Here is a 23,507-nt window from a genome sequence, read left to right as displayed (position 1 = left end):
GCAATCAGGGGAAGCAATGTGCTTCCCCTGTACTCGCGTTAAACGTCGCGGTAAGTCCCTAAACGATACCCGCGTTCGGCAACCGCGTACTTAAGTGATGCCGAGGTCAGCACCTCCAGCTCTGCCAGTCGCGGGTAGCAATAGGCGCTGCCCATGACGGTGTTATCAACAAACGCCGGGTGGCACATCACTTCCAGAGACGATTCGCCCCGTAGGATAGAGGTGTCCAGGGTTTGTAAAAACAGCGCCTCCGAGATGGCCTCGCCGTAGAACTCGCTGGCAAAACCGTCGCTGCTGCGCGCGGCATCCTGCGCCAGTTTGTCACGCTGAGCAAGCTGACGGTCAATACGCAGCGCCACCCCCTTCTCGCGGGCAAATGCAGCGACAATGGGATAAATCCGGGCGATCATATGCACATGATGATGGCTGTCGATATGCGTCGGTTCGCAACCAAACAACTCAATAAACCGGCGATACTGGCACTCCAGCTCATGCGTGATTTCATCCAGCGGCAGGCTATCCTCCTCCGCCATTTGCCAAATCCACTTCCCCAGACGCCCCTCGCGGGTCAGGCCCGGCATCGCCGATAATGGCTCGCCCAGGGTCAGGACAAAATGCATCCCGACCCCCAGCTCCGGCACGCAGCGGCTCAGCTGAGCCGCGTGGCTAATCGCAGCCCCGTTAACCAGCGCCGTTGTCGAGGTGACCAGGCCATTTTTGCAGGCTTCAATAATGCCGTAGTTCTGGCCTTTACTCAGGCCAAAATCATCGGCATTAACGATTAACACGCGTTCCATCAGCCCTCCCGTTACTGTTTCAGTTTCTCGATTGTCGCCGCGAAGTTTGGCAGCCACTTTTCATGCGCGAGGATCATTTCTCGTGCCAGTTTCTCGGCATCGCGGTCAGAGTGAATCAGCGGGCTCAAATTGAGCGCCAGCAGGACGTCGTTCAGTTCACCGCTGATCGCTGCCTGGCTGGCCGCCACTTCAAAACCTTTGATGGTATAAATCAGCCCCAGTACTTTCTCATCGAAACGGGTGATGCGCGGCGTCGGCGTCGCCCCTTCACTTCCGAGTGTGCAGGTCATTTCCACCGCCCAGTCCGCTGGAATATTATCAATGTGGCCATGATGCGGGATATTCACGTAGTGCTCGGTCTGCTTGTCATTGTAGATAGCATTAATCACTTCACAGGCCGCATCGGAATAATAGGCGCCGCCGCGCTGCTCAAGCTCTTTTGGTTTGACCTTCAGATCCGGGTTTTTATACAGCTCGAACAGCTGTTTTTCGACCTTCTGTACCACCTGAGCGCGCGCGCCGCCTTTGTAATACTCGCCCATTTCGATGGCCAGCATCTCTTTAGGTTTAAAGTAGTAGAGCAAATAGGAACACGGAATCAGGCGCAGCGAGCGGATGAGACCTTCGCTGAACGGTAAATCGAAGATATTTTTCACCGAGTTGGCGCTCAGGGTACCGGAGGCAACGCCATCAAGCAGTTCGTCGAAGCGCGATTTGCCATTGACCAACACATCGCGAACGAACACCAGGTGATTGAGGCCAAACAGGTCGATATGCAGTTCATCTTCCGGCATCAGTTGCAGCACATCGGTGATAAACATTTTCATGCCGATCGGAATATTACACACGCCGATAAAGCGCTTAAAGTTCGTATGACGATAAACCGCCTCGGTGACCATTCCTGCCGGGTTGGTAAAGTTGATGATCCAGGCAGCCGGGCAGATCTCCTGTACATCCTTGACGATATCAAAAATTACCGGAATGGTACGCAGACCTTTAAACAGACCGCCAGCGCCGTTAGTCTCCTGACCGAGATAGCCGTGGCTGAGCGGGATGCGTTCATCTTTTTCACGTGCTTTCAGCTGGCCAACCCGCAGTTGCGTGGTGACGAAATGCGCCCCTTCCAGCGCGGCGCGACGATCCAGCGTTTTGTAGACCTGCATTGGTACACCCGCTTTTTCCACCATTCGCTGGCACAGCGCATGGATAATATCGAGTTTCTCCTGCCCTTCTTCCACATCAACCAGCCACAATTCCGTCACCGGCAGTTCGTGATAACGTTTGATAAACCCTTCCAGTAATTCTGGGGTATAACTGCTGCCGCCACCGATAGTGACAATTTTTAATTTCTGGCTCATTATATTCTCCCTTGTGGCACTACGAATTGACCGTAGTCCCCCCTCCGCATAGAAACGGAAAGTTAAATTGAATATACCCTGAAGCGGAATAATCCGCTCCGGTTAATTAATGCTGGTCAGCTGTTTTCGGTAATTGCTCGGCGTAAATGAGGTCAGCTTCTTGAATGTTTTAATAAACAGACTTGGGCTACTGTACCCCGATTCGTAAGCAATATCGGTTACCGAGTAGTTGGTGATTTCCAGCTGTTTCTTGGCGAAATTGATGCGGATATCATTAATAATCTGCATCGGCGTTTTACCATAATAGCGTTGGGTTGCCCGGGTTAAATATTCCTGCGTTTTCCCGGAGAGCGTGACCATATTTTCCAGCGCACCTTCGCCAAATTTCAGCTTATCATGCATATCCTCGACGGTATTTTTCAGCCATTGCGGAATGACATCCTGCGCCGGCTCCTCGCGATAATGCCGTAAACGGTTAATGGTATAAAACGAGACCAGCTCAATAAATTCGTCAAACTCAGTTTCGCGAAAGTTCAGCGAAGCGATAACCGACTCGATATAGCTGAGAAAAGTGCTTTTTACCGCGTAGACCTGCGAAGCAACCAGACCAAACGGCAGCAGCGGCAGATAGTGTTTCTCAAAGAAACTTTTGCTGATGCCGACGTTAAGAATGCGAGTCGCACCAAAAGCATAAAAACTCTGGTGGTGCGACCCCATCGGAATAAAGACAAAATCCCCGCGCTCCAGCAGCACCCGTTTGCCATTGATTTCCTGATAATAGCGCCCGGTTAAAACGATGGTGTACTCGTAATAATCATGCTGGTGAAGCCCGCTTACGCTTTCCGTTTTGTTGTAGATAACCACATGAAAATTTTTCCCGTTGAAAAGCTGCTGTTCCCGTGCGGTACTGATTTCGGTGGTGATCATCTTTGGCTGCCTCATCGTGTAGATGGCCTATTGTACCTTCTCGTGCAGCTCAATCAATTCGGCAACCAGTTCACGCGCCAGCATTGAGGTCATCAAATGATCCTGAGCATGAACCAGTACCAGACTGACCTTCATTTTGCCTTCGCCTTCATCGCTTTCAATGAGCTGCGTCTGCACGCGATGCGCTTCGCTCAGCGCCATTCGCGACTGTTCCATCATGTTTTTGGCGGCGGCGAAATCCCCTTGCTTGGCCTGCTTAAGTGCAGCATAAGCCAGGCTACGGGCCTGTCCGGAGTTGATAATCAGCCCCATCACCACCTCTTCGAGGTCATTCTCAGGTACGTCAACCGCTTCGATATTGTCCAGATCAAACATAGTATTTCCTCATTTCTCCGGCGGTACGGGAAAACTCCCGTACCGCTCGACATCAGAATTTCAGTGCATTAGCGATATCTTCTTCGCTTTCCTGCTCTTCAATAACCGCCTGAGCCTTGTTGGAGACCGCGACGAACGGCAGGTAAACCAGTACCGACACACCCAGGTTGAACAGTGCCACGCAAAGTGCAGCGATACTCCCGTTACTGTTGAAGAATGCCCCGAGGCCGGTAGGCATGGTCCACGGCGCCAGGTTGGTCACCGGCGGGATAATCCCCATTGAGTAAGCAGCCAGCGTAATCGCGGCCAGAATCGGCTGAATCAGGACGAACGGGATGAACATCACCGGGTTCATAATAATCGGCAGACCAAACAGAATCGGCTCGTTAATCTGGAAGATGCCTGACGGCAGCGCCAGTTTCGCGACCTGACGGTGATCCGCGCGGCGTGAGCCGATGAAGATGGCGATGATCAGACCGAGCGTGGCCCCGGAACCACCCAGCAGGATGTAGGAATCCAGCATCGGCTTGGCCCAGAAGTGGAACTCTTTGCCCGCAGCGATGGCGGCTTCAACGGAACCGTACTGGTTGTACAGCGCGATATTTTCCAATGCCCACGGGGTCATGATGCCGTTGTCCAGCGCGGTCAGCGCCAGAGAGCCGTGTACGCCGAAGAACCACAGCAGGGAGTTAAAAATAACGTAGGCCCAGCCCACCACGCTGCCCATCGACGCCAGCGGTCGGGAGATCGAGTCCATGATAACCTGGTGGAAGTTGCTGCCATGGTTGGCCAACAGCCAGGAGATAATGCCGAACACGGAGAGGATCAGGAAGCCTGGAATCAGCGCCGAGAATGAGCGTGATACCGAGGCAGGAACGCTGTCAGGCAAGGTGATAACCCAGTTGCGACGGATAACAAAGGTGAACATTTCCGCGACCAGCAGGCCAATGATCATGCCCGAGATAATGTTTGCCCCACCCAGCCAGTTTGCGCCGACAGCATAAGCCTCGCCCACGCTGTACGGCGTGACAGTCATAAAGGCGGCGACCGATAACAACCCCGCAGCCAGCGGATCGACTTTACGCTCTTCAGCCAGCGCCATACCGATAAAGAACGGCGCCATCAACGACATAATCCCTAATGTCCCGTTATAAACGTTGCCGCCGATGGCCTTAAAGCCATTTAACGTTTCAATGGTCGAAGCATCCAGGCGAATACCCATTGAATAGAAGAAAGAACCCTCACCAAAGCTCAGAAAAACATTGTTGATTAATACGAACATGGCCCCCGCGAGGGTCAGCGGCATTAATTTAATAAAGCCGTTTTTAATCGCATTAATGTGCGGCTGCTTTCCTATTTTAACTGCAAAAGGAAGGAGTACCTTTTCAAGCGAGTCAATCACTTTACTCATATCAAATACCCTTAAAAGCCGTAACCGAATCATTACGGCATAGATGTATGAAATTACTCTTTGACGGGAAAATAAACTCTCACCTTTTGCTATTCCGGCAAATCAGACAATGCCTTAGCGCACTATTTATTCAGCAAAAAGCAAAAAGATATTGAGTTTTAAAATTAAATTATTGTGCAGCAGCTTTCTTAATGGCCGCAACGGCCGCTTTCAGTACACCTAACCCATCGACTTTGCCATACAGTACAGAGTCGATAACTTCCACCGGCTTATTCGGCAACAGCCGCTGAATTTCCGGAAGCATATACGCGATTTGTGGACCTAATAATACGACATCGGCTTCAGGGCCTTTTTCACCAGCAAGTGTCTCAGGATAAGCCTCAATGATGACCGGCACTTCATATTTTTCCGCCTGTGCACGCATTTTGGAGACCAGCAGTGAAGTCGACATTCCAGCCGAACAAAACAAATAGATGTGTTTCTTTTCCATGAGCGCTTCCTCAATTTGTAAGACCAGGTGGCTTCAGTATCATCTTCTGTCTGGAAGCCGGGTAAGACATGTAGTCATTCAATTAGTATTGTTTATGCATTGAGTATACGGCATCGTTCGGGAGCTGGATAATTCCTGGTTAATCAAAATTGTCTCTCATTGACCTCGCGTTTTGACTACCTTCACATTTCCCCCAAATAATTCGCGCAATTAAATAAGCATTAGCCGTCATAAAAAAACCCGACCAGTGGTCGGGCTTTCGTAAATCTCAGCATGTTGTATTACTTGCTGTTACGCGGATCGGTGTCGTACTCCGCACAGGTCTGGTAGCCGGAGTTCATTACCCGACCGGTATCATCAAGCGCGACAAAGTAGGTTTCAATTTTACCATCCCGTTGACCCAGGATATAGGTCTGACAGGTGCCGCGGGCGTGGATCATGGTGACCTCAGAAGACGGTTTACCTGCAATCTGTAAAACCTGAGAGCGGGTCATCCCTTTTTTGACATCTTTGACGACCGGTTGAGTGAACTGATCGGCGGTACGATCGTAAGCCGTACAACCTGCCAGAATGGTTAAAACAGCGGCTACGCCCAGAAATCCTGTTAAATTCTTGTTCATATTCCGTCCTCCTTTATTCTGTGTGTTAATAAGCCTGGAATAAATACCGTTATTTTTCAAGCCGAAGGTACAAAAGGGTCAAATTTAGGCTCTTTCTAATAAAAAAATCCTATGTCATTGATTGCTTTCTTTTGCACCACTCAATTCTGTGATCCTTGTCGTTTTCCCGGCAAAGAGGTAGCTTTAACCCTACTGGCAGCCAAACAGATTCACTTTCCGGAGGGCGCGATGACGCTACAACAAGAAATTATTCAGGCGCTGGGTACAAAGCCCCAGATCGATGCTGAGGCTGAGATTCGCCGCAGCGTGGACTTTTTGAAGTCGTACTTGCAGACCTACCCTTTTATTAAGTCACTGGTTCTGGGAATCAGCGGCGGCCAGGATTCAACCCTGACAGGCAAACTTTGTCAGCAGGCCATCAATGAACTGCGCGCCGAAACCGGCGATGAAAAACTGCAATTTATTGCCGTACGCCTGCCTTACGGCGTCCAGGCGGATGAGCAGGATTGCCAGGATGCAATCGCCTTCATCCAGCCGGATCGGGTGCTAACGGTGAATATTAAAGGTGCCGTCCTCGCCAGCGAGCAGGCATTGCGGGAAGCCGGTATTGAGCTCAGCGACTTTGTTCGCGGCAATGAGAAAGCCCGCGAGCGGATGAAAACGCAGTACAGCATTGCCGGGATGACCCACGGCGTGGTGGTAGGTACCGACCATGCGGCTGAGGCGATTACCGGCTTCTTTACGAAGTACGGAGACGGCGGCACCGATATCAACCCCATCTTCCGTCTTAATAAACGCCAGGGAAAGCAGCTGCTGGCTTTGTTGGGCTGCCCGGAGCATCTGTATAAGAAGCTGCCAACCGCCGACCTGGAAGACGATCGCCCGTCTCTGCCGGATGAAGTCGCGCTCGGTGTGACCTACGACAATATTGATGACTATCTCGAAGGCAAAACGCTGGATGCGAGCATCGCCAGAATTATTGAAGGCTGGTATCTGAAAACCGAGCATAAGCGCCGGACGCCGATCACCGTTTTCGACGACTTCTGGAAAAAATAACGCGTTCCCCATTTCTCTGACCCCGGCCATCACCGGGGTTATTTTTTGCACTTTTCACTGCCTGAACACCCTGCTATACTGGATAAATAACCAGCATCAGGAGCCCGTGTGGTGAGAAGGCAATCTGCTCCGCGTCTGGCGTTCGACGCGGCGGCTATCTATGAATATCCCGAACATCTGCGTCCGTGGGTGGAAGCACTTCCTAATCTGCCGGGCGTTTATCTGTTTCACGGTGAGAGCGATACGCTTCCGCTGTACATCGGTAAGAGCGTGAATCTCCGCAGTCGGGTACTGTCGCACCTGCGTACGCCCGAAGAGGCGGCCATGCTGCGTCAGGCGCGCAGTATCAGTTGGCAGCGTACCGCGGGAGAACTGGGCGCGTTGCTGTTGGAGGCGCAACTGATTAAAGAACGCCAGCCGCTGTTTAATAAGCGCCTGCGGCGCAATAAGCAGCTCTGCTCATTGCGGTTGGAAGGTGATCGCCCGCAGGTGGTGTACGCCCGCGAGGTTGATTTCTCCCACCAGAATCATCTGTATGGCCTGTTCGCTAACCGGCGGGCGGCGCTGCAGGCGCTGAAAACCCTTGCTGACGAACATCATCTTTGCTATGGGCTGCTGGGACTGGAGACGCTCACTCCGGGCCGCGCCTGTTTCCGCCACGCGCTGGGGCGGTGCGCCGGCGCCTGCTGCGGTCAGGAAAGCCTTGCCGCGCATCATGAAAGACTCCGTGCCCGAATGGCGCAGATGCAGCTGGTGTGCTGGCCGTGGCCCGGTGCCGTCGCGTTGGAAGAGAACGGCCCAGGCCTCACCCACTATCACGTCATTCATAACTGGCTGTGGCTGGGTGCAGTCGAGACGCTGGCGCAGGCAGAGTCCTTAAGGCGCCAGCAGGCCGGTTTTGATCATGACGGCTACAAAATTCTCTGTAAACCGCTGCTGAGTGGCCGCTTTACACTGCACCCGCTCTGCCCCCTCTAGCCAAAAAAAACCGCCGGTCCTGCCCAATGCCTGATGGCGTATGTTGGGCAAGACCGGCGGTCTTCATTCAAAGCGCTGAGTTATTCAGCTGGTGCGGGCATTTTACCTTCTGGCGCTTTACGGTCTGTCAGATGCTTCTCAAAATTCGCATTGAACTGTTTTTTCTGTTCCGGCGTCAGAATGTTGTAAATTTTGTTCTGAGTTTCCATATGGGCAAGCGCCATCGCTTTATGCTGGGCTTCCATTTTATCGATCTGCGCCTCCGCTTTCGCTTTATCGAAGGTATCGCTGGCGATCAGCTCATGCATCGCGCGGCGTTCATCCAGCGACGGACGTTTCATGTTTTCCCGCTGGTCCTTCATGATGTCGCGAATCTGCTGTTTTTGCGCATCGGTCAGGTTCAGCCCTTTAAACATCATTTCGTGCTGGCCGCCATGGATACCTTTATGGTGCATCATCGGTTTGCTATCAGTCTGAGGTGCGGTGGTATCGGCAGCGTGAGCCAGGTTAGCCGCACCCAAAGCCAGTGTAGAGGCAACAAACAGAGCAGTAATCTTCTTCATATCCAGTCCTTACTTTAAGTTATTCTTACGGCGTGTTGCCGTGTTGACGAGATAAACTTTACGACGTTTATCGTCAATTAGTCAGAGCAAGCGTAAAACAATGAAAGTGTAAAAAACATTTTCTCACCAATTGTGGAGAAAATAAGGAAATTAAGGAGAGAATTACAAAGAAAATATATAACACATTGTTTTTGGTTTATTTTAATGGATTATAAAGCAGCAAAGATTAAAAATAAAACATTTATCCAGGAATAATCTGCAGTCAGCCCCCTACGCACGAAAAAATAAGATTACGCGAAAAAACCACTCTCCGGAATTAAACAGCCGCCCAAATGAGCGGCAATATATTCGGGTAGCGGCTACGGTAAACGCTCCAGCATCAACCCGGCACGCAGTCCCCGCGCCACGGACGGGTTAGGGAACAGAACAAACTCCTGCGCTTTTTCTACCACATAGCGGGTATCGCCATCTTCGGCAAGCAGGGTTCCACCAGCAAAAGCGGTAAAATTGAGCGTCTGATCGGACATATACAGGCGAAAATCATCGCTATGGCGGGTAATTTGCTGCGCCACCCGATAGCGCAGCGGCGCCGGATTGGCGTCAACGACCGTCAGGTCTCCCACCAGCAAACGCATTAGCGCCCGTTGGGTTTGGCTAAATAGTGCCAGATCGTTAGTGCCAAACGGTAACGCCTTACCAAGTTCCAGGGTACAGGAGAGCGCAGCAAAGCGTTCACAACTGAAATGAGTGAATGTCCCCGCTGGCTGCTGATGGAAGACCAGCGCCTCCAGCCCGGCGCCGCCCAGCCAATGCAAAAAAAACTGATCCCACGGGGCTTCTCGTACCGGAAGCACGCCAAAACGCGTATGCAGCGACCCGCGGATCGCGGTATGTAAATCAAGGTGCCAGCGGCTGCCCGTTCCGGCACCATAAAACCGCGTCAGTACCTGCTCCAACTGACGCGCTCTGGCCGTTTCGTCGCTGGCCGGAAAGCGCTGCCAGCGCCCACCAAACATCCGGTTCAGATCGCTGTCCAGGTAGCGCTTATTTTCCCGTAACGCGGGCGGATTGCCAAAGATCACCAGCAGCCGCCAGTGCAGCGGCAGCTCACCGCTAAACAGCTGCTGTAGCAGTTGATGGGTCATCTCCACCGGCGCGGTTTCATTGCCATGGATACCCGCGGATAGAACCAGCGAACGTTCACAGCGCGCATGCGGCGTCAGTTGCAATATCCCGCAATCCAGCCAGTGCCAGCGAAAATGCGCCGTTTCGCCATGAAAATGGTGGGGCAAACGCCCCGCAAGAGTTAAAGCCAGAAAGTCGTCCACGACGCCTCCTTGATAACGAAAACTGTGTCACAGCGACTGCTGGAAGGGGTAAACGGAACCCAGCTGCAGGATTTGCGTCAGCCGATCGAGAGCCTCGCGACCTTCACTCAGCAGTTGCGGATCCGCCAGATCCGTCTGAGTGAGACGATCGCGATAGTAGCGATCGACCCAGTCATTAAGGGTCACAAACAGCGCCTCATTCATCAATACCGCAGGATTCACCGCCCGCAATTCCTCCTCCGTCAGCACCACCCGCAGACGCAGACAAGCTGGCCCCCCGCCGTTCGCCATACTTTCGCGCAGATCGTAAACCTGCAGTTCATCAATCGGGTTGTCTGCGGCCAGTAGCGTGTTCAGGTAGCGCCAGACGCCAGGATGCTCCTGCGCTTCCTGGGGGAGAATCAGCCGCATCATTCCATCGGGTTTACTCAACAGTTGGCTGTTAAACAGATAGGTCGCCACCGCCTCTTCTACCGTCACCGCGCGGGTTGGTACGATAACGGGCGTAAACCCGGCAACCTGTCCGGCAAGCTGACGCATCAGCTGCGGCTGATCGACGAACGCCTGCTCATGGCAAAACAGCACCTGCCGATTACTCACCGCAATCACATCGTTGTGAAACACCCCTTTATCAATCACCGCTGGATTCTGCCGGGCAAAAATAACCTGCCGCGGGTTAACCTGGTTCAGACGCGCAACAGCCTGACTGGCTTCCAGCGTCTGTCGTGCCGGGTAGCGCTGCGGGCTTTCTCCCTCACCGCCCTGCTGACGACCATAGACGAAAAGCTGCAGGCCCGGCGCGCCATATTCACCGCCGAGGCGATTATGGTTGGCCGCCCCCTCATCGCCAAACAGCGCCACCTGCGGCAGAGGGGGATGAATGGCAAAACGCTGCTCATCGGGGAAGATCGCGCGCAGCAGCGCTTCAGTCGTTGGCGCTTCGCTGGCACGGTGGAATTTATCGTTAAGATTGGCCACGGTCAGGTGAACCCGGCCATCCAGCGAATCGGCCGAGGGCGAAACCGTCGCCGCGTTGGCCACCCACATTGACGAAGCCGAGCTAACCGCCGACAGCAGATCCGGCGCCTGGCGGGCCGCCATCTCGATGACCTGCGGGTCGCTGCCGCTGAACCCGAGTTGGCGCAGCAGGGGAACATTCGGCCGTTCCTGAGGCGGGATCACGGCCTGGGGATAACCCGCGTCCGCCAGCGCCTTCATCTTTTTCAGTCCCTGCTTCGCCGCCAGTTGCGGGTTGGATACCCGATAACGGTGCCGTGTCGATGCTTCATTGCCAAAGGAGAGCCCGGCGTAGTGATGGGTCAGACCGGGAAGCCCGTCAAAGTTGACCTCAAAAGCTTTCATCGCGCGGATCCTCGCAGGACGTCGAGGCCGGGACTGAGGGTCTCCGGTAGCGTCAGCTCCGGTGTTTCGAGGCTTGCCATCGGCCACGCGCAATAATCGGCGGCGTACCACGCCCCCGGACGATGGTTACCGGAGGCCCCCACACCGCCAAACGGTGCGGTGCTGGCGGCGCCAGTCAGCGGTTTGTTCCAGTTGACGATTCCGGCCCGAGCCTCCAGCAACAGACGTTCGAATTTGTCGCGCTCTGCGGAAATCAACCCGCAGGAAAGCCCAAATCGGGTGGCATTCGCAAGGGTAATCGCCTCATCAAAATCGTCATAGCGCCAGACACTGAGCAGCGGACCAAAAACTTCCTCATCGGCCACCTCCGCCACCGTCGTCAGCTCGATAATTCCCGGCGTCAGCAACGAGGTACCGGCCCGCAGTAGCCGCGGTTCCAGCAGCGTTTTTCCGCCGTTAGCAACGAGGCCAAGCCAGGCCTGATGAACCTTTTGCGCCGCCTGAGCCGAGATCAGCCCACCAAGGAACGGCTGTGGCGATGCATCCCAGGCGTCGGGCACCAAAGTTTGTGACACCGTCACCAGGCGTTCGAGAAACGCATCGCCATTCTCACCGCGCTTCACCAACAGGCGACGAGCACAGGTACAGCGCTGTCCCGCGGTAATAAAGGCCGATTGAATGGTCAGATGCACCGCAGCATCAATGTCCTGCGGGTCGTCGACAATCAGCGGATTGTTACCGCCCATTTCGAGCGCCAGAATCTTTTCCGGCTGTCCGGCAAGCTGGCGGTGCAGTTGAAATCCCGTCGCCGAGCTACCGGTAAACAGCAGCCCGTCAATATCCGGCTGGGCGCTCAGCGCTTCGCCGGTTTCCCGTCCGCCCTGCAGTAAGTTCAGTACCCCTGGCGGCAGTCCCGCCTCGGCCCACAGTTTCACCACCACCTCGCCGCTGTGCGGCGTCAGTTCGCTGGGCTTAAACACCAGCGTATTCCCCGCCAGCAGCGCCGGCACAATATGACCGTTGGGCAGATGGCCGGGGAAATTGTACGGGCCAAACACCGCCAGCACGCCATGCGGGCGATGGCGCAGCGTTGCCGAACCGTCGCCCATGACAGTCTGCGACTCGCCGGTACGGCTATGGTAGGCTTTGAGAGAAATGGCGATTTTGTTGATCATCGCGCTGATTTCCGTTGCCGCTTCCCACTGTGGCTTACCGGTTTCCGCAGCAATGACGGCGGTTAACTCGGTTTTGTTCGCTGCCAGCAGCGCCGCAAACTTTTCCACTATCGCCTGACGTACGCTGAATGGCTGCCTGGCCCACGCCGGGAAGGCCCGTCTCGCGGCGCTGACCGCCAGCGCCACCTGTTCGCTGTCGGCGTCGTTACCCTGCCAGAGCAGCGCCTGGCTCACCGGGTTGGTTTTTGCGCGCGCCGGACCGTGTCCGCTCTGCCAGTCACCGTTGATCCATAAACTCATGATTTTTTCTCCTCAGGAATCAGACGCACCAGTCTCACTTCGTCGCCGACATGGCATTTCAGGGCATCCAGTTCACGCGCACTTAACAGCAGGCGATCGGTGTCTGGATCCGCGTGCACCAGCAGCGCGCGAAACTGCAGATACTGTTCGTTGGCCACCAGGCATACCGGCCATTCACCCGGCGCGGGCTGCCCTTCAGCCACGGTCACCAGCCGGCTTTTACGAATCGCCCGCACCCGGTCAATGTCGCACTCCAGCGTCGGCCCACCGTCGAAAATGTCGATATAGTTGCGGTAGCGAAACCCTTCTTTCTCCAGCACCGCACGTGCCGGCGCCGTTTGTGGGTGAACCTCGCCGATCACCGCGCGCGCCTCATCAGATAAAAAGTCGATATACAGCGGATGTTTCGGCATCAGGGCGGCAATAAAGGCTTTTTGCCCGGTCCCGCACAGGTAGTCGGCACGGGAGAATTCCATGGCGAAAAAGCGTTTGCCGAGGCTTTCCCAGAACGGGGAATAGCCATGTTCATCAATCACGCCGCGCATCTCCGCCACGACTTTTTCATTAAAGTGCTCGCGGAACGCGGCCATAAACATGAAGCGCGATTTCGACAACAAATAGCCGTTGCCCTCTTTACGCCAGGCCGGGTCAAGAAACAGCGTGCACAGCTCGCTGCTGCCGGTGTGATCGTTGCTGAGAAACAGCGTCGGCAGCGCATTGTAGACATTCAGCTCTTTTGAGGCATGAACCTGCGTCCCCACGCGGTAGTTGTACCAGGGATCGTTCAACCCCACCGCGACTTCGATAGCGCAAATCCCCACCACCGCGCCGCTGTTCGTCTCTTCAAGCACAAAAACATAGCCCTGTTCGCTTTTTGGCAGCTCCCCGCGCCAGGTTTTCTGTGAACGTTCAATTCGCGCCGCCAGCGTCTTTTCATCGGCAGGCAGCGATGTCAGACCGCCGCCGGTTCCACCGGCCAGGGTCATCAGACCGGCCAGATCTTCGGCGGCTACAGGACGAATCACCATCATGATGACGCTCCCGCGAGGAAGTGTTGGCAGGCCAGCTCAAAGCGATCCAGCCCGGTTTTGACCTCTTCCTCACTCACAATGAGCGCCGGAGCGAAACGCACCACGTTCGCGCCGGCAATCAGAATCATCAGCCCCTCTTCCGCCGCCTGGGTACTGATGGCTTTCGCCTTTCCGGCCCAGGCATCATTGAGGACGCAGCCGATCAGCAATCCCAGCCCCCGGATCTCCTTGAACAGGCCATAGCGCGCGTTAATGGCGTTCAGCCGCTCGGTAAACCATTGATGACGCTGCTTCACGCCGTTGAGTACCGCCGGCGTATTGACGATCGACAGCACTTCGCCAGCCACCGCGCTGGCCAGCGGGTTACCGCCATAGGTGGTCCCGTGCGTTCCGACCGTCATGACGCTGGCGCAGGCTTGCGTTGCCAGCAGTGCGCCAATCGGGAAACCGCCACCCAGCGCTTTCGCCGTCGACAGGAGATCCGGCGTGACACCATAGTGCATGTAGGCATAGAGCTCGCCGGTACGCCCCACCCCGGTCTGAACTTCATCAAAAATCAGCAGCGCATGATGGGCGTCGCACAACTCGCGCAGGCCGCGCAGGAAGGTCGGATCGGCTGGCACCACGCCCCCTTCGCCCTGCATCGGCTCGACAATCACCGCACAGGTATTGTCATCGATAAGCGCCCTGGCTGATGCGAGATCGTTATAAACCGCATGCTGAATCTTCGGCGGCAGCGGGGCAAAATCCTGAGAGTAGGCCGGCTGACCGCCTGCAGAGACGGTAAACAAGGTGCGACCGTGGAAGGCATTTTTGAACGCGACGATGCCGCTTTTAGGGCTGCCGAAACGATCGTGAGCATATTTGCGTGCCAGCTTGAGCGCCGCTTCGTTAGCCTCTGCTCCTGAGTTACAGAAGAAAACGCGATCGGCAAAAGTCGCGTCGACAAGCTGTTTCGCCAGACGCAGAACTGGCTCATTGGTGTATCCGTTGCCAGTGTGCCAGAACTTTCCGGCTTGTTCCGTCAATGCGCGAATCAGCTGAGGGTGAGCGTGTCCCAGGGCATTCACCGCAATGCCGCCAGCAAAATCGATATACTCTTTTCCCTGCTGATCCCACAGGCGTGAACCTTCACCGCGTACCGGAATAAAAGCCGCTGGCGCGTAGACCGGCATCATCCATTCATCAAAATTGTTACGCGTAATTGACTGAGACATATCGACCTCTTCCGGTAAATAAAAAGTATTAATAATGTTAAAAAATATGGATTGTTACGCTGTAAATGTAGATTGCACACTTCGTGCCAGCCAGAGGAGAAAATGCATAAACCGGAGTCAACCACGTAATATCAATAGGTTACGACCTCATATTATGCATAATAAATGCATAAATAGTGAATAAATATCTTATAGACCGGCTATAGCAGTGAATAAGTCAAATAGTTTATGCATCAGTGAGATATAATTCTGTATTTGTGATCCTCAACGAAATTTATTGTAGATACTCGCCCTTTTTTAGCGCAGCCTGCGCCGGGATGGTGCACGCGGGACAGGTCAGCACCACCAATCAGAACAACAGGCACAATAAAATGCCTTCCGGCAGCCAGCCCGGCGAATTTCTGCTACCATCCCTGCACTATTCACCTTGCACAGTGGCAGCGACTATGAAATTTCTCTCTTTTAATATCAACGGCCTGCGTGCCCGCCCCCACCAGCTGGCCGCCATCGTCGACAAACATCAGCCTGACGTCATTGGCTTACAGGAAACCAAAGTACACGACGATATGTTTCCGCTCGAAGAGGTGGCAAAGCTCGGATACAACGTGTTCTACCACGGCCAAAAAGGGCACTACGGCGTGGCGCTGCTGACCAAGGAGACGCCTGTCTCGGTACGCCGTGGTTTCCCTGGCGACGGCGAAGAGGCCCAGCGCCGTATCATCATGGCGGAAATTCCATCCGCATTCGGGAATGTGACAGTTATCAACGGCTACTTCCCGCAGGGCGAAAGCCGCGACCACGAAACCAAGTTCCCGGCAAAAGCGGCGTTCTACCAGAACCTACAAAACTATCTTGATAGCGAGCTGAACAAAGATAATCCGGTGCTGATCATGGGCGATATGAATATCAGCCCAACCGACCTCGACATCGGCATTGGTGAAGAGAACCGTAAGCGCTGGCTGCGCACCGGTAAGTGCTCATTCCTGCCGGAAGAGCGGGAGTGGATGGCGCGCTTGCTGGACTGGGGGCTGGTTGACACCTGGCGTCAGGCCAATCCCGATAACCAGGATCGCTTCTCATGGTTCGACTACCGCTCCAAAGGCTTTGACGATAATCGCGGGCTGCGTATCGACCTACTGCTGGCAAGCTCTCCGCTGGCGCAACGCTGCGTAGAAACCGGCATTGATTACGACATTCGCGGCATGGAAAAACCGTCCGACCATGCCCCGGTCTGGGCCACCTTCAAACCGTAACGCGTTTTCTCCATCGACTCTCCCGGCCAGACGGTCGCGGAGAGTCCGCTTATCCTGAATAAAATCAATAAATCCGCGCTAACGCATTGTTGCCGCTCGCCATTGATTATACTGTCGCGCACGCCCTGACTCGCGGGATGGAGGTCACGGAACACGGGTAAAACAGGCGAGCCCCATGCAAAAGAAGCCGTCATAAAGCAGAATCTCACCTGCTGTTGATTCTCGCCCTGCTCTGCAGCAAGGTTGCGATTATCTCCTTCTCCGGCTTTGCCGATCTGGTGACCCACTTCCGCCATCTCCAGGCGCTGATTCAACACAGCGGTCCGCTCGACTGGACGCTCTATGTGGCCGTATTTATCATCGCAACCCTGTGCCTGATTCCGGGCAGTCTCCTGGTGATTGTCGGTGGCGGGTCTTTGGCCCGGTATGGGGCACCCTGTTATCGGGCCATGGCGACCTCGGCACTCTCCTTTTTGCTGGCCCGCTGGCTGGGCCGCGATCTGCTGCTGAAATATGCCGGACATACCGCGACCTTTCAGGCGATTGAACGCGGTATTGCCCGCAGCGGCCCAGATTTCCTGATGTTTACCCGCCTGGTGCCGCTGTTTCCGTACCACATTCAAAACTATGCCGATGGCCTGACCACCATTCCGTTCGGCGCATTTATGCTGATATCGGTACTGACGACCCTACCGGGGCTGTTTATCTATACCCAGATGGCAAGCGAACTCGCCAGAGAGGGCATTACGTTGGGGTTTATGTTGAACTGAGTCTGGCTGGACTCGCTTTATTTGCCGTCATTCAGGGGGCCAAAATCTTTGCCCGGCCTCGACAGATCGCTCCCGACAAGTTTCCGGTTAGCCATGAAGAAAAATAACGCGCGTCTGATCTGGTGCAGCCGCGCGGCGCAAACATTGAGCAAGGGTTTCAGGCGGGGATGCAGATGACTATCGAGCACGATATATCTCCGATGGGCTAAAAGTTGTCTGGCAAAGACAAAGGCGGTGATAATAAGCCATTATCCTGCCCGGAATGATGATTCAGATGCAAAAAACGCTTGATGTTGTCGCCGCTATTATCGAACAGGATGGCAAAATTCTGCTGGCGCAACGCCCGTCCCACGCCGATCAACCTGGCCTATGGGAATTTGCCGGCGGCAAAGTGGAACCCGGCGAAAGCCAGCCACAGGCGCTTATCCGTGAACTGCAAGAAGAGCTCGGCATTACGGCGGAGGTTGAGCGCTATATTGCCAGCCATCAACGGGAGGTCTCCGGACGCCTGATTCACCTGCACGCCTGGTGGGTGGCACGTTTTCGCGGCCTTCCCACCGCCCATTATCATCGCCAGTTGCGCTGGTGCACGCCGCAAGAGGCACTCTCCTTCGACCTTGCCCCGGCAGATATTCCGCTGCTGAACGCGTTTATTGCCCAACGCGCAACCGATCTTCCCCGCTAATTCCCTGCAACCGGCGTCATCGTTTTTAGTTATGACTGGCGCCAGATTATAAATTTTCCTGTCTGGATAATTTTTCCTTGCTGGCATGATGATTCCCGGTGTTATAGTCGGAAAATCGGTCTTTTCAAGGGCCGAATAATAAAAAAGAGATACAAAATCATTCAGATTGCTCGAGGCGGCCGCAGAAGCGTTCCCGAAATGGGTAGCGAAGCAATCTGCAACGTGATGCGTATACATGCAACCACAACCATAAGGGGAAATTATATCTATGGATCAGATGTGCACTCTGGAAAGCTTTCTCACCCGCGTTCAACAGCGCGACCCGCATCAAACCGAATTTGCTCAAGCCGTCCGCGAAGTTATGACCACGCTGTGGCCTTTCCTTGAGGAAAACCCGCGCTATCGCCAGCTCGCTTTGCTGGAACGACTGGTTGAACCAGAGCGTGCTATTCAGTTCCGCGTCGTCTGGGTCGACGACCGTAATCAGGTTCAAGTCAACCGCGCCTGGCGCGTACAGTTCAACTCCGCAATTGGCCCGTACAAGGGCGGCATGCGTTTCCACCCGTCGGTCAACCTATCGATTCTCAAGTTCCTTGGCTTTGAACAGACCTTTAAAAACGCCCTCACGACGCTGCCCATGGGCGGCGGGAAAGGCGGCAGCGACTTCGATCCGAAAGGTAAGAGCGATGGTGAAGTAATGCGCTTTTGTCAGGCGCTGATGACCGAACTGTATCGCCATTTGGGCCCGGACACCGACGTGCCAGCAGGCGATATTGGCGTTGGCGGTCGTGAAGTCGGCTTTATGGCCGGGATGATGCGTAAACTCTCCAACAACAGCGCCTGCGTGTTCACCGGTAAAGGGCTCTCCTTCGGCGGCAGCCTGATTCGTCCGGAAGCGACTGGCTATGGTCTGGTGTACTTTACCGATGCGATGCTCAAGCGTCACGGACTGGGCTTCGAAGGGATGCGCGTGGCGGTGTCCGGTTCCGGTAACGTGGCGCAATATGCTATCGAAAAAGCGATGGCCCTCGGCGCCCGCGTGATCACCGCTTCTGACTCCAGCGGCACCGTTGTCGATGAAGCTGGCTTTACCCCGGAAAAACTGGCCCGTCTGTGCGAAATCAAAGCCAGCCGCGATGGCCGCGTTGCCGACTACGCCCGCGAATATGGTCTGACCTATCTCGAAGGCAAACAGCCGTGGTCCATTCCTGCGGATATCGCCCTGCCTTGCGCCACGCAAAACGAACTGGACGCTGATGCGGCGCGTCTGTTGATTGCCAACGGTGTGAAGGCCGTTGCCGAAGGCGCTAACATGCCGACCACTATCGCCGCCACCGATCTGTTCCTCGCGGCGGGCGTGCTGTTCGCACCAGGCAAGGCCGCAAACGCCGGCGGCGTCGCCACTTCCGGCCTCGAAATGGCGCAGAACGCAGCCCGCATGAGCTGGAAGGCGGAGAAGGTCGACGCCCGTTTGCATCACATCATGCTGGATATTCACCACGCTTGTGTTGAATACGGCGGCGAAGCGCAGCAGACCAACTACGTCCGTGGCGCTAATATCGCCGGTTTCGTCAAAGTGGCCGATGCCATGCTGGCGCAGGGCGTCATTTAAGACGTCGTGGTTCCCTGCCGCCGTCCCTTAAGAACCGGGATAAGCGGCAACCCCTAAAAAAACCGATTTTCGGTTTTTTTAGGGGTTTTCCGCTGCGGAGTCCGCAGCGGGCTTCTTGTCTTTCGTTTTAGCTTTGATTTTACCTTTGCTGAAACTCTTTTTCCCGCCGCCCGGCGCGACAATGCCGCGGAACTGACGTACCGGCGTACTCCTGGCCTGCTCAATCAGCTGGTAAAGCGTGCCGACCAGCGGCTGCATAAAGTCCTGATAACGGCACTGCTTCTCGCTGATTTGCGTCAGTACCGACTCCCAGTGCGCGGTCATATCTGGCCGGGCTGCCATCTCCGGCAGAGAGTGAATCAGCGCACGCCCCGCATCGGAAGAGTGAATGTAGCGACCCTTTTTGACTAAAAAGCCCCGCTTAAACAGCAGCTCGATAATCCCGGCGCGGGTCGCTTCCGTCCCCAGACCGTCGGTCGCACGCAGAATCTTTTTCAGATCTTTATCCTGCACAAACCGGGCAATCCCGGTCATCGCCGACAACAGCGTTGCATCGGTAAAATAGCGCGGAGGCTGAGTTTGCCGCTCCACCACTTCGCCCTTTTCACACAGCAGCTCGTCGTCTTTTGCCACCACCGGCAGCGGGGTTCCGTCGTTTTCTTCATCCCGCTCTTTGTTACCCAGCAGCGCACGCCAGCCGGCTTCGGCGAGGAAACGCGCTTTGGCGACAAATTTGCCATTAGCAATATCAAGATCGATCTGACACTTGCGGAAGACCGCATCCGGGCAGAACTGCATCAGATACTGGCGGGCAATCAGGCCATACACCTTCTCTTCGTTATCAGACAGTTTCACCTGGCTGCTGCGGGCGGTCGGGATGATCGCATGGTGCGCATCAACTTTTTTATCGTCCCAGCAGCGGTTACGGATTTCCAGATCAACCACCGGCTGCGGCAGCAGATCTGCCGCATGAACCCCGATGGCATTGAGAACCGCCTGCCGACCGGCAAAATGCTCTTCCGGCAGATAGCGGCTGTCCGAACGCGGATAGGTAATCAGTTTGTGGGTTTCATACAGTTTCTGACAGATATCCAGCACGTTTTGCGCGCTAAAGCCAAAACGCCTGGCAGCCTCAATCTGCAACGCCGAAAGCGAAAACGGCAGCGGCGCCGGCTCCGAATCCCGTTTATCGTTGTAGGCAGTCACCCGCGCCGGCTGGCCCTCAATACGCGCCACCACGTGTTCAGCCAGCGGACGATGCAGCAGGCGCCCCTCTTCATCCTGATACGGCTCGCAGGCCTCGCTCGGCACCCAGGTGGCGACGAAACGCTCATCCTTCGGCGTCACGATATGCGCCTTGACGTCAAAGAAATCTTTGGCGACGAAGTTCTCAATCTCTTCGTCACGCCGCACCACCAGCCCCAGCACGGGGGTCTGCACCCGACCCACCGACAGCACGCCCTGGTAACCGGCATTGCGACCGAGCAGGGTATAGGCACGGGTCATGTTAATCCCATAGAGCCAGTCAGCACGGGCGCGGGCCAGGGCCGAAACGCATAGCGGAATAAACTCGCTGTTGGCGCGCAGGCGAGAAATCGCCCGTTCCACCGCCTGCGGGTTGAGATCGTTAATCAGGCAACGCTGAACCTGCTGGCGCTTTTCCGGCGCCAGTTGCAAATAGTCGAGAACTTCGTCTACCAGCAACTGCCCCTCTCTGTCCGGGTCACCGGCATGAATCACCTCCTGCGCCTCGCTCAACAGACGCTTGATGACGTTGAGCTGTTTGGTGACCGACGGTTTTGGCTGCAACTGCCACTTTTCCGGCACAATAGGCAGGTCGAGCAGATTCCAGCGCGCATAGCGCCCGTCATAGACATCGGGTTGAGCCTGTTCGAGCAGATGGCCGATACACCAAGTGACCACCTGCCCGTTACCGCACTCAATATAACCATCACCTTTGCGATGCGGCTTAGGGAGCACGTCGGCGATTGCGCGACCAAGACTGGGTTTTTCCGCAATAAACAACCGCATGTAATCAACGGATCTCAATCATGGGACGTCCGCCGCGTGCGGTCACCAACTCGCCGATGGCGGCAAGCTTAACCCCGAACTCTTCTGCTGCGGCTCGCACTTCGTCTTCGGCTTCCGGCGTCACCGCCAGCAGCAGGCCGCCGGAGGTTTGCGGGTCACACAGCAGATCGCGCCACGCTGCCGGCATGTCCCCCATCAAATGGCCGTAGCTGGCAAAATTGCGCCCGGTGCCACCGGGAACGGCGCCCGCCGCAATATACTCTTCAACGCCCGGCAGTTTCGGGATATCCGCATAGTTCAGTAGCGCCTGAACACCCGCGCCGCGGCACACCTCGCTCAGGTGGCCCAGCAGACCGAAGCCGGTGACGTCGGTCATCGCTTTTACGCCGCCGATGGTGGCAAAGGCCGCGCCGGCGAGGTTCATCTGGCACATGGTTTCCGTCGCCAGCCCCTGGTGCTCCGGTTTGAGCAGCGATTTTTTCTCGGCGGTGGTCAGCACGCCGATGCCTAACGGCTTGGTGAGATAGAGTTTGCAGCCGGCCTCGGCAGTGCTGTTTTTCTTGATCCGCTCGGTCGGCACCACGCCGGTGACCGCCAGACCGAAAATCGGCTCCGGCGCGTCAATTGAGTGGCCGCCCGCCAGGGAGATGCCCGCCTGCTGACAGGCAAAACGCCCGCCGTCCACCACTTCACGGGCAATTTCCGGTGCCAGGGTATTAATCGGCCAGCCAAGAATGGCAATCGCCATAATCGGTTTCCCCCCCATTGCGAAAATGTCGCTGATGGCGTTGGTGGCGGCGATACGGCCAAAGTCGAACGGACTGTCGACTATCGGCATAAAAAAGTCGGTGGTGCTGATGATGGACGTCCCGTTGCCAAGGTCGTAAACCGCCGCATCATCACTGGTCTCATTCCCCACCAGCAGATTCGGATCGATAAATTTCGCTCGATCGCTCTTCAGAATCGTTTCCAGTACTTTAGGGGAAATTTTACAACCACAACCGGCTCCGTGGCTGTATTGCGTTAAACGAATAGCTTGCTCGCTCATGGACATCTCCTGTCAGTGCAATCCCGCTATGGTAGCGCTCAAACGTCGAGGTGGTAAGTATGACAGTCTGAAATCGCGAATGGTTGCTCATTAAGCAGACAAATCGACGATTTTGCGATGGACAACCCTCTTTGCCTCGCCGTTTTCACGTTGACGGAAAGTCTGGTGGGGCTAAGGGGTATCAGACATCCCGGACAAAATGCGGATCGGCGGGACGATAAAAACAGCGCCTTCCGGCACCAACTTCTCCGCCCGGGATCCCTGTTGCCGTTCCAACACTCGACAGGCCTGCTAAATACGTTCGTTTGGTGTCCAGTGTACGGGCAGAATGCCGCTATGGATCTTTTCGATGTAACTCAAGCGTAAAATCATAGTAGTCATTCAGGCACCAGGTGCGGGTGTATTCCACGGGCCTGTCATCGTCGGTGAAACCGGTACGGGTCACCAGCAGGAGCGGCTCATATTCTTTGATGTTCAGATAGTAAGCCAGCTGACTGTCCGTTGAGACGGCCCTGAAGTGCTGAGTCGCCCGCCGTACCGGCGCGCCTTTTGTCTCCAGGTGCTGGTACAACGACTCCTCCATTTCGCTGAGTTTATCCAGCAGATGTGCAGGCAAAACCGCCGTCTGCAGGGAAACGGCGATGCCGTTAATTTTCCTGAGCCGGGTCAGTTCCACAATGTCACTTTCACTTCCGGTCAGTTGCAGAACGTTACGCTCCTCCGGGGTTGCTAAGCGGCGCAGATATCCCACAAGTTCGCTTTGCGCTTTGCCTCCGCTCCCTGCCGCCATTTCACTAAAACTTTCCAGCGACGGCAGGGACTGACGCACATGCGGCGCCACGAAGGTACCGGACCCCTGATTACGTATCAGAACCCCTTCCTCCAGCAGTTGCTGCAATGCTTTACGGGCTGTGCCTCGCGCAATATTCAGCATCTCTACCAGCGCCCGTTCTGACGGCAGAACATCACCAGGACGGAGCCGTCCTTCAGAAACGGCTGACTTAATGGCATTAACCAACTGCATATACAGCGGCAATGCACTGGATTCATCGAGATAAAATCCAGGGTGCGAAGTGGTGTTCATTCTCTCTCTACCCATGGGAACACTGGTCCAGTTTAT

At 55.3% G+C, this 23,507-nt stretch carries 21 protein-coding genes and 1 pseudogene; 6 read left to right on the top strand and 16 right to left on the bottom strand.

All coding sequences use genetic code 11. The features are described 5' to 3' along the window. Positions 1 to 38: 38 nt before the first annotated feature. The 7 genes from chbG to osmE form a co-directional block, all read right to left on the bottom strand. Positions 39 to 797, bottom strand: coding sequence for a chitin disaccharide deacetylase (chbG, locus tag ACZAHD_RS05675; RefSeq protein ID WP_462455911.1), 759 nt, complete (start codon positions 795 to 797; stop codon positions 39 to 41). Between the two features lie 11 nt (positions 798 to 808). Continuing rightward, positions 809 to 2,155 (bottom strand): 6-phospho-beta-glucosidase, encoded by a 1,347-nt coding sequence (locus ACZAHD_RS05670; protein WP_462455910.1) that lies wholly within the window; start codon positions 2,153 to 2,155, stop codon positions 809 to 811. Between the two features lie 102 nt (positions 2,156 to 2,257). Next, positions 2,258 to 3,082, bottom strand: coding sequence for a transcriptional regulator ChbR (gene chbR, locus ACZAHD_RS05665; RefSeq protein ID WP_462455909.1), 825 nt, complete (start codon positions 3,080 to 3,082; stop codon positions 2,258 to 2,260). 27 nt (positions 3,083 to 3,109) lie between these two features. Beyond that, complete coding sequence (gene chbA, locus ACZAHD_RS05660) at positions 3,110 to 3,457, bottom strand: PTS N,N'-diacetylchitobiose transporter subunit IIA (RefSeq protein ID WP_100686083.1); 348 nt, start codon at positions 3,455 to 3,457, stop codon at positions 3,110 to 3,112. Between the two features lie 52 nt (positions 3,458 to 3,509). Next, complete coding sequence (chbC, locus tag ACZAHD_RS05655) at positions 3,510 to 4,868, bottom strand: PTS N,N'-diacetylchitobiose transporter subunit IIC (RefSeq protein ID WP_462455908.1); 1,359 nt, start codon at positions 4,866 to 4,868, stop codon at positions 3,510 to 3,512. A 169-nt stretch (positions 4,869 to 5,037) separates the two neighbouring features. Beyond that, the gene (chbB, locus tag ACZAHD_RS05650; RefSeq protein ID WP_004860916.1) at positions 5,038 to 5,358 is read right to left on the bottom strand and encodes a PTS N,N'-diacetylchitobiose transporter subunit IIB; all 321 of its coding nucleotides are present in this window, start codon (positions 5,356 to 5,358) and stop codon (positions 5,038 to 5,040) included. 281 nt (positions 5,359 to 5,639) lie between these two features. Next, entirely contained in the window at positions 5,640 to 5,978 is a 339-nt protein-coding gene (gene osmE, locus ACZAHD_RS05645; RefSeq protein ID WP_462455907.1) for an osmotically-inducible lipoprotein OsmE, read from the bottom strand. Between the two features lie 228 nt (positions 5,979 to 6,206). On the opposite strand from osmE, the gene nadE reads away from it, so the two are divergent. Next, positions 6,207 to 7,034 carry an ammonia-dependent NAD(+) synthetase gene (gene nadE / locus ACZAHD_RS05640; RefSeq protein ID WP_462455906.1) on the top strand — a complete coding sequence of 276 codons (828 nt, stop codon included), beginning with the start codon at positions 6,207 to 6,209 and terminating at the stop codon, positions 7,032 to 7,034. Between the two features lie 108 nt (positions 7,035 to 7,142). Continuing rightward, a complete protein-coding gene (gene cho, locus ACZAHD_RS05635; RefSeq protein WP_462455905.1) occupies positions 7,143 to 8,012 on the top strand; it encodes an excinuclease Cho in 870 nt (289 codons plus the stop codon). 80 nt (positions 8,013 to 8,092) lie between these two features. On the opposite strand, the gene spy is transcribed toward cho, so the two are convergent. From spy to astC, 6 genes are all read right to left on the bottom strand, one after another. Next, positions 8,093 to 8,575: an ATP-independent periplasmic protein-refolding chaperone Spy gene (gene spy / locus ACZAHD_RS05630; RefSeq protein ID WP_462455904.1), complete on the bottom strand. Its 483-nt coding sequence runs from the start codon at positions 8,573 to 8,575 to the stop codon at positions 8,093 to 8,095. A gap of 359 nt (positions 8,576 to 8,934) precedes the next feature. After that, entirely contained in the window at positions 8,935 to 9,903 is a 969-nt protein-coding gene (astE, locus tag ACZAHD_RS05625) for a succinylglutamate desuccinylase (RefSeq protein WP_462455903.1), read from the bottom strand. Between the two features lie 27 nt (positions 9,904 to 9,930). Further along, positions 9,931 to 11,265 carry an N-succinylarginine dihydrolase gene (astB, locus tag ACZAHD_RS05620; RefSeq protein ID WP_462455902.1) on the bottom strand — a complete coding sequence of 445 codons (1,335 nt, stop codon included), beginning with the start codon at positions 11,263 to 11,265 and terminating at the stop codon, positions 9,931 to 9,933. After that, on the bottom strand, positions 11,262 to 12,740 hold the full coding sequence (gene astD / locus ACZAHD_RS05615) for a succinylglutamate-semialdehyde dehydrogenase (protein ID WP_462455901.1): 1,479 nt from the start codon (positions 12,738 to 12,740) through the stop codon (positions 11,262 to 11,264). The genes astB and astD overlap by 4 nt, the downstream gene beginning before the upstream one ends. Next, positions 12,737 to 13,771, bottom strand: a complete 1,035-nt coding sequence (gene astA, locus ACZAHD_RS05610) for an arginine N-succinyltransferase (protein WP_462455900.1) — start codon at positions 13,769 to 13,771, stop codon at positions 12,737 to 12,739. Before astA ends, astD begins: the two co-directional genes overlap by 4 nt. After that, the gene (gene astC, locus ACZAHD_RS05605; protein ID WP_462455899.1) at positions 13,768 to 14,988 is read right to left on the bottom strand and encodes a succinylornithine/acetylornithine transaminase; all 1,221 of its coding nucleotides are present in this window, start codon (positions 14,986 to 14,988) and stop codon (positions 13,768 to 13,770) included. The genes astA and astC overlap by 4 nt, the downstream gene beginning before the upstream one ends. 446 nt (positions 14,989 to 15,434) lie before the next feature. On the opposite strand from astC, the gene xthA reads away from it, so the two are divergent. The 4 genes and pseudogenes from xthA (at position 15,435) to gdhA (ending at position 19,308) form a co-directional block, all read left to right on the top strand. Continuing rightward, positions 15,435 to 16,241 (top strand): exodeoxyribonuclease III, encoded by an 807-nt coding sequence (gene xthA / locus ACZAHD_RS05600; RefSeq protein ID WP_462455898.1) that lies wholly within the window; start codon positions 15,435 to 15,437, stop codon positions 16,239 to 16,241. Positions 16,242 to 16,489: 248 nt separating this feature from the next. After that, a pseudogene (locus ACZAHD_RS05595) lies at positions 16,490 to 17,118 on the top strand (TVP38/TMEM64 family protein). A 167-nt stretch (positions 17,119 to 17,285) separates the two neighbouring features. Next, positions 17,286 to 17,696: a pyrimidine (deoxy)nucleoside triphosphate diphosphatase gene (locus ACZAHD_RS05590; RefSeq protein WP_462455897.1), complete on the top strand. Its 411-nt coding sequence runs from the start codon at positions 17,286 to 17,288 to the stop codon at positions 17,694 to 17,696. Positions 17,697 to 17,964: 268 nt separating this feature from the next. Beyond that, a complete protein-coding gene (gene gdhA / locus ACZAHD_RS05585) occupies positions 17,965 to 19,308 on the top strand; it encodes an NADP-specific glutamate dehydrogenase (protein WP_462455896.1) in 1,344 nt (447 codons plus the stop codon). A gap of 78 nt (positions 19,309 to 19,386) precedes the next feature. On the opposite strand, the gene ACZAHD_RS05580 is transcribed toward gdhA, so the two are convergent. From ACZAHD_RS05580 to ACZAHD_RS05570, 3 genes are all read right to left on the bottom strand, one after another. Further along, the gene (locus ACZAHD_RS05580; protein WP_462455895.1) at positions 19,387 to 21,339 is read right to left on the bottom strand and encodes a DNA topoisomerase III; all 1,953 of its coding nucleotides are present in this window, start codon (positions 21,337 to 21,339) and stop codon (positions 19,387 to 19,389) included. A 4-nt stretch (positions 21,340 to 21,343) separates the two neighbouring features. After that, entirely contained in the window at positions 21,344 to 22,387 is a 1,044-nt protein-coding gene (gene selD, locus ACZAHD_RS05575; RefSeq protein WP_462455894.1) for a selenide, water dikinase SelD, read from the bottom strand. 334 nt (positions 22,388 to 22,721) lie between these two features. Further along, the gene (locus tag ACZAHD_RS05570) at positions 22,722 to 23,471 is read right to left on the bottom strand and encodes a GntR family transcriptional regulator (RefSeq protein WP_462455893.1); all 750 of its coding nucleotides are present in this window, start codon (positions 23,469 to 23,471) and stop codon (positions 22,722 to 22,724) included. Between the last annotated feature and the right edge of the window lie 36 nt (positions 23,472 to 23,507).

The organism is Raoultella sp., from assembly GCF_039594335.1.
GTDB lineage: Bacteria > Pseudomonadota > Gammaproteobacteria > Enterobacterales > Enterobacteriaceae > Klebsiella.
Note: the sequence above shows the minus strand (reverse complement) of the source record. Positions and strands in the feature narration are given on the sequence as shown.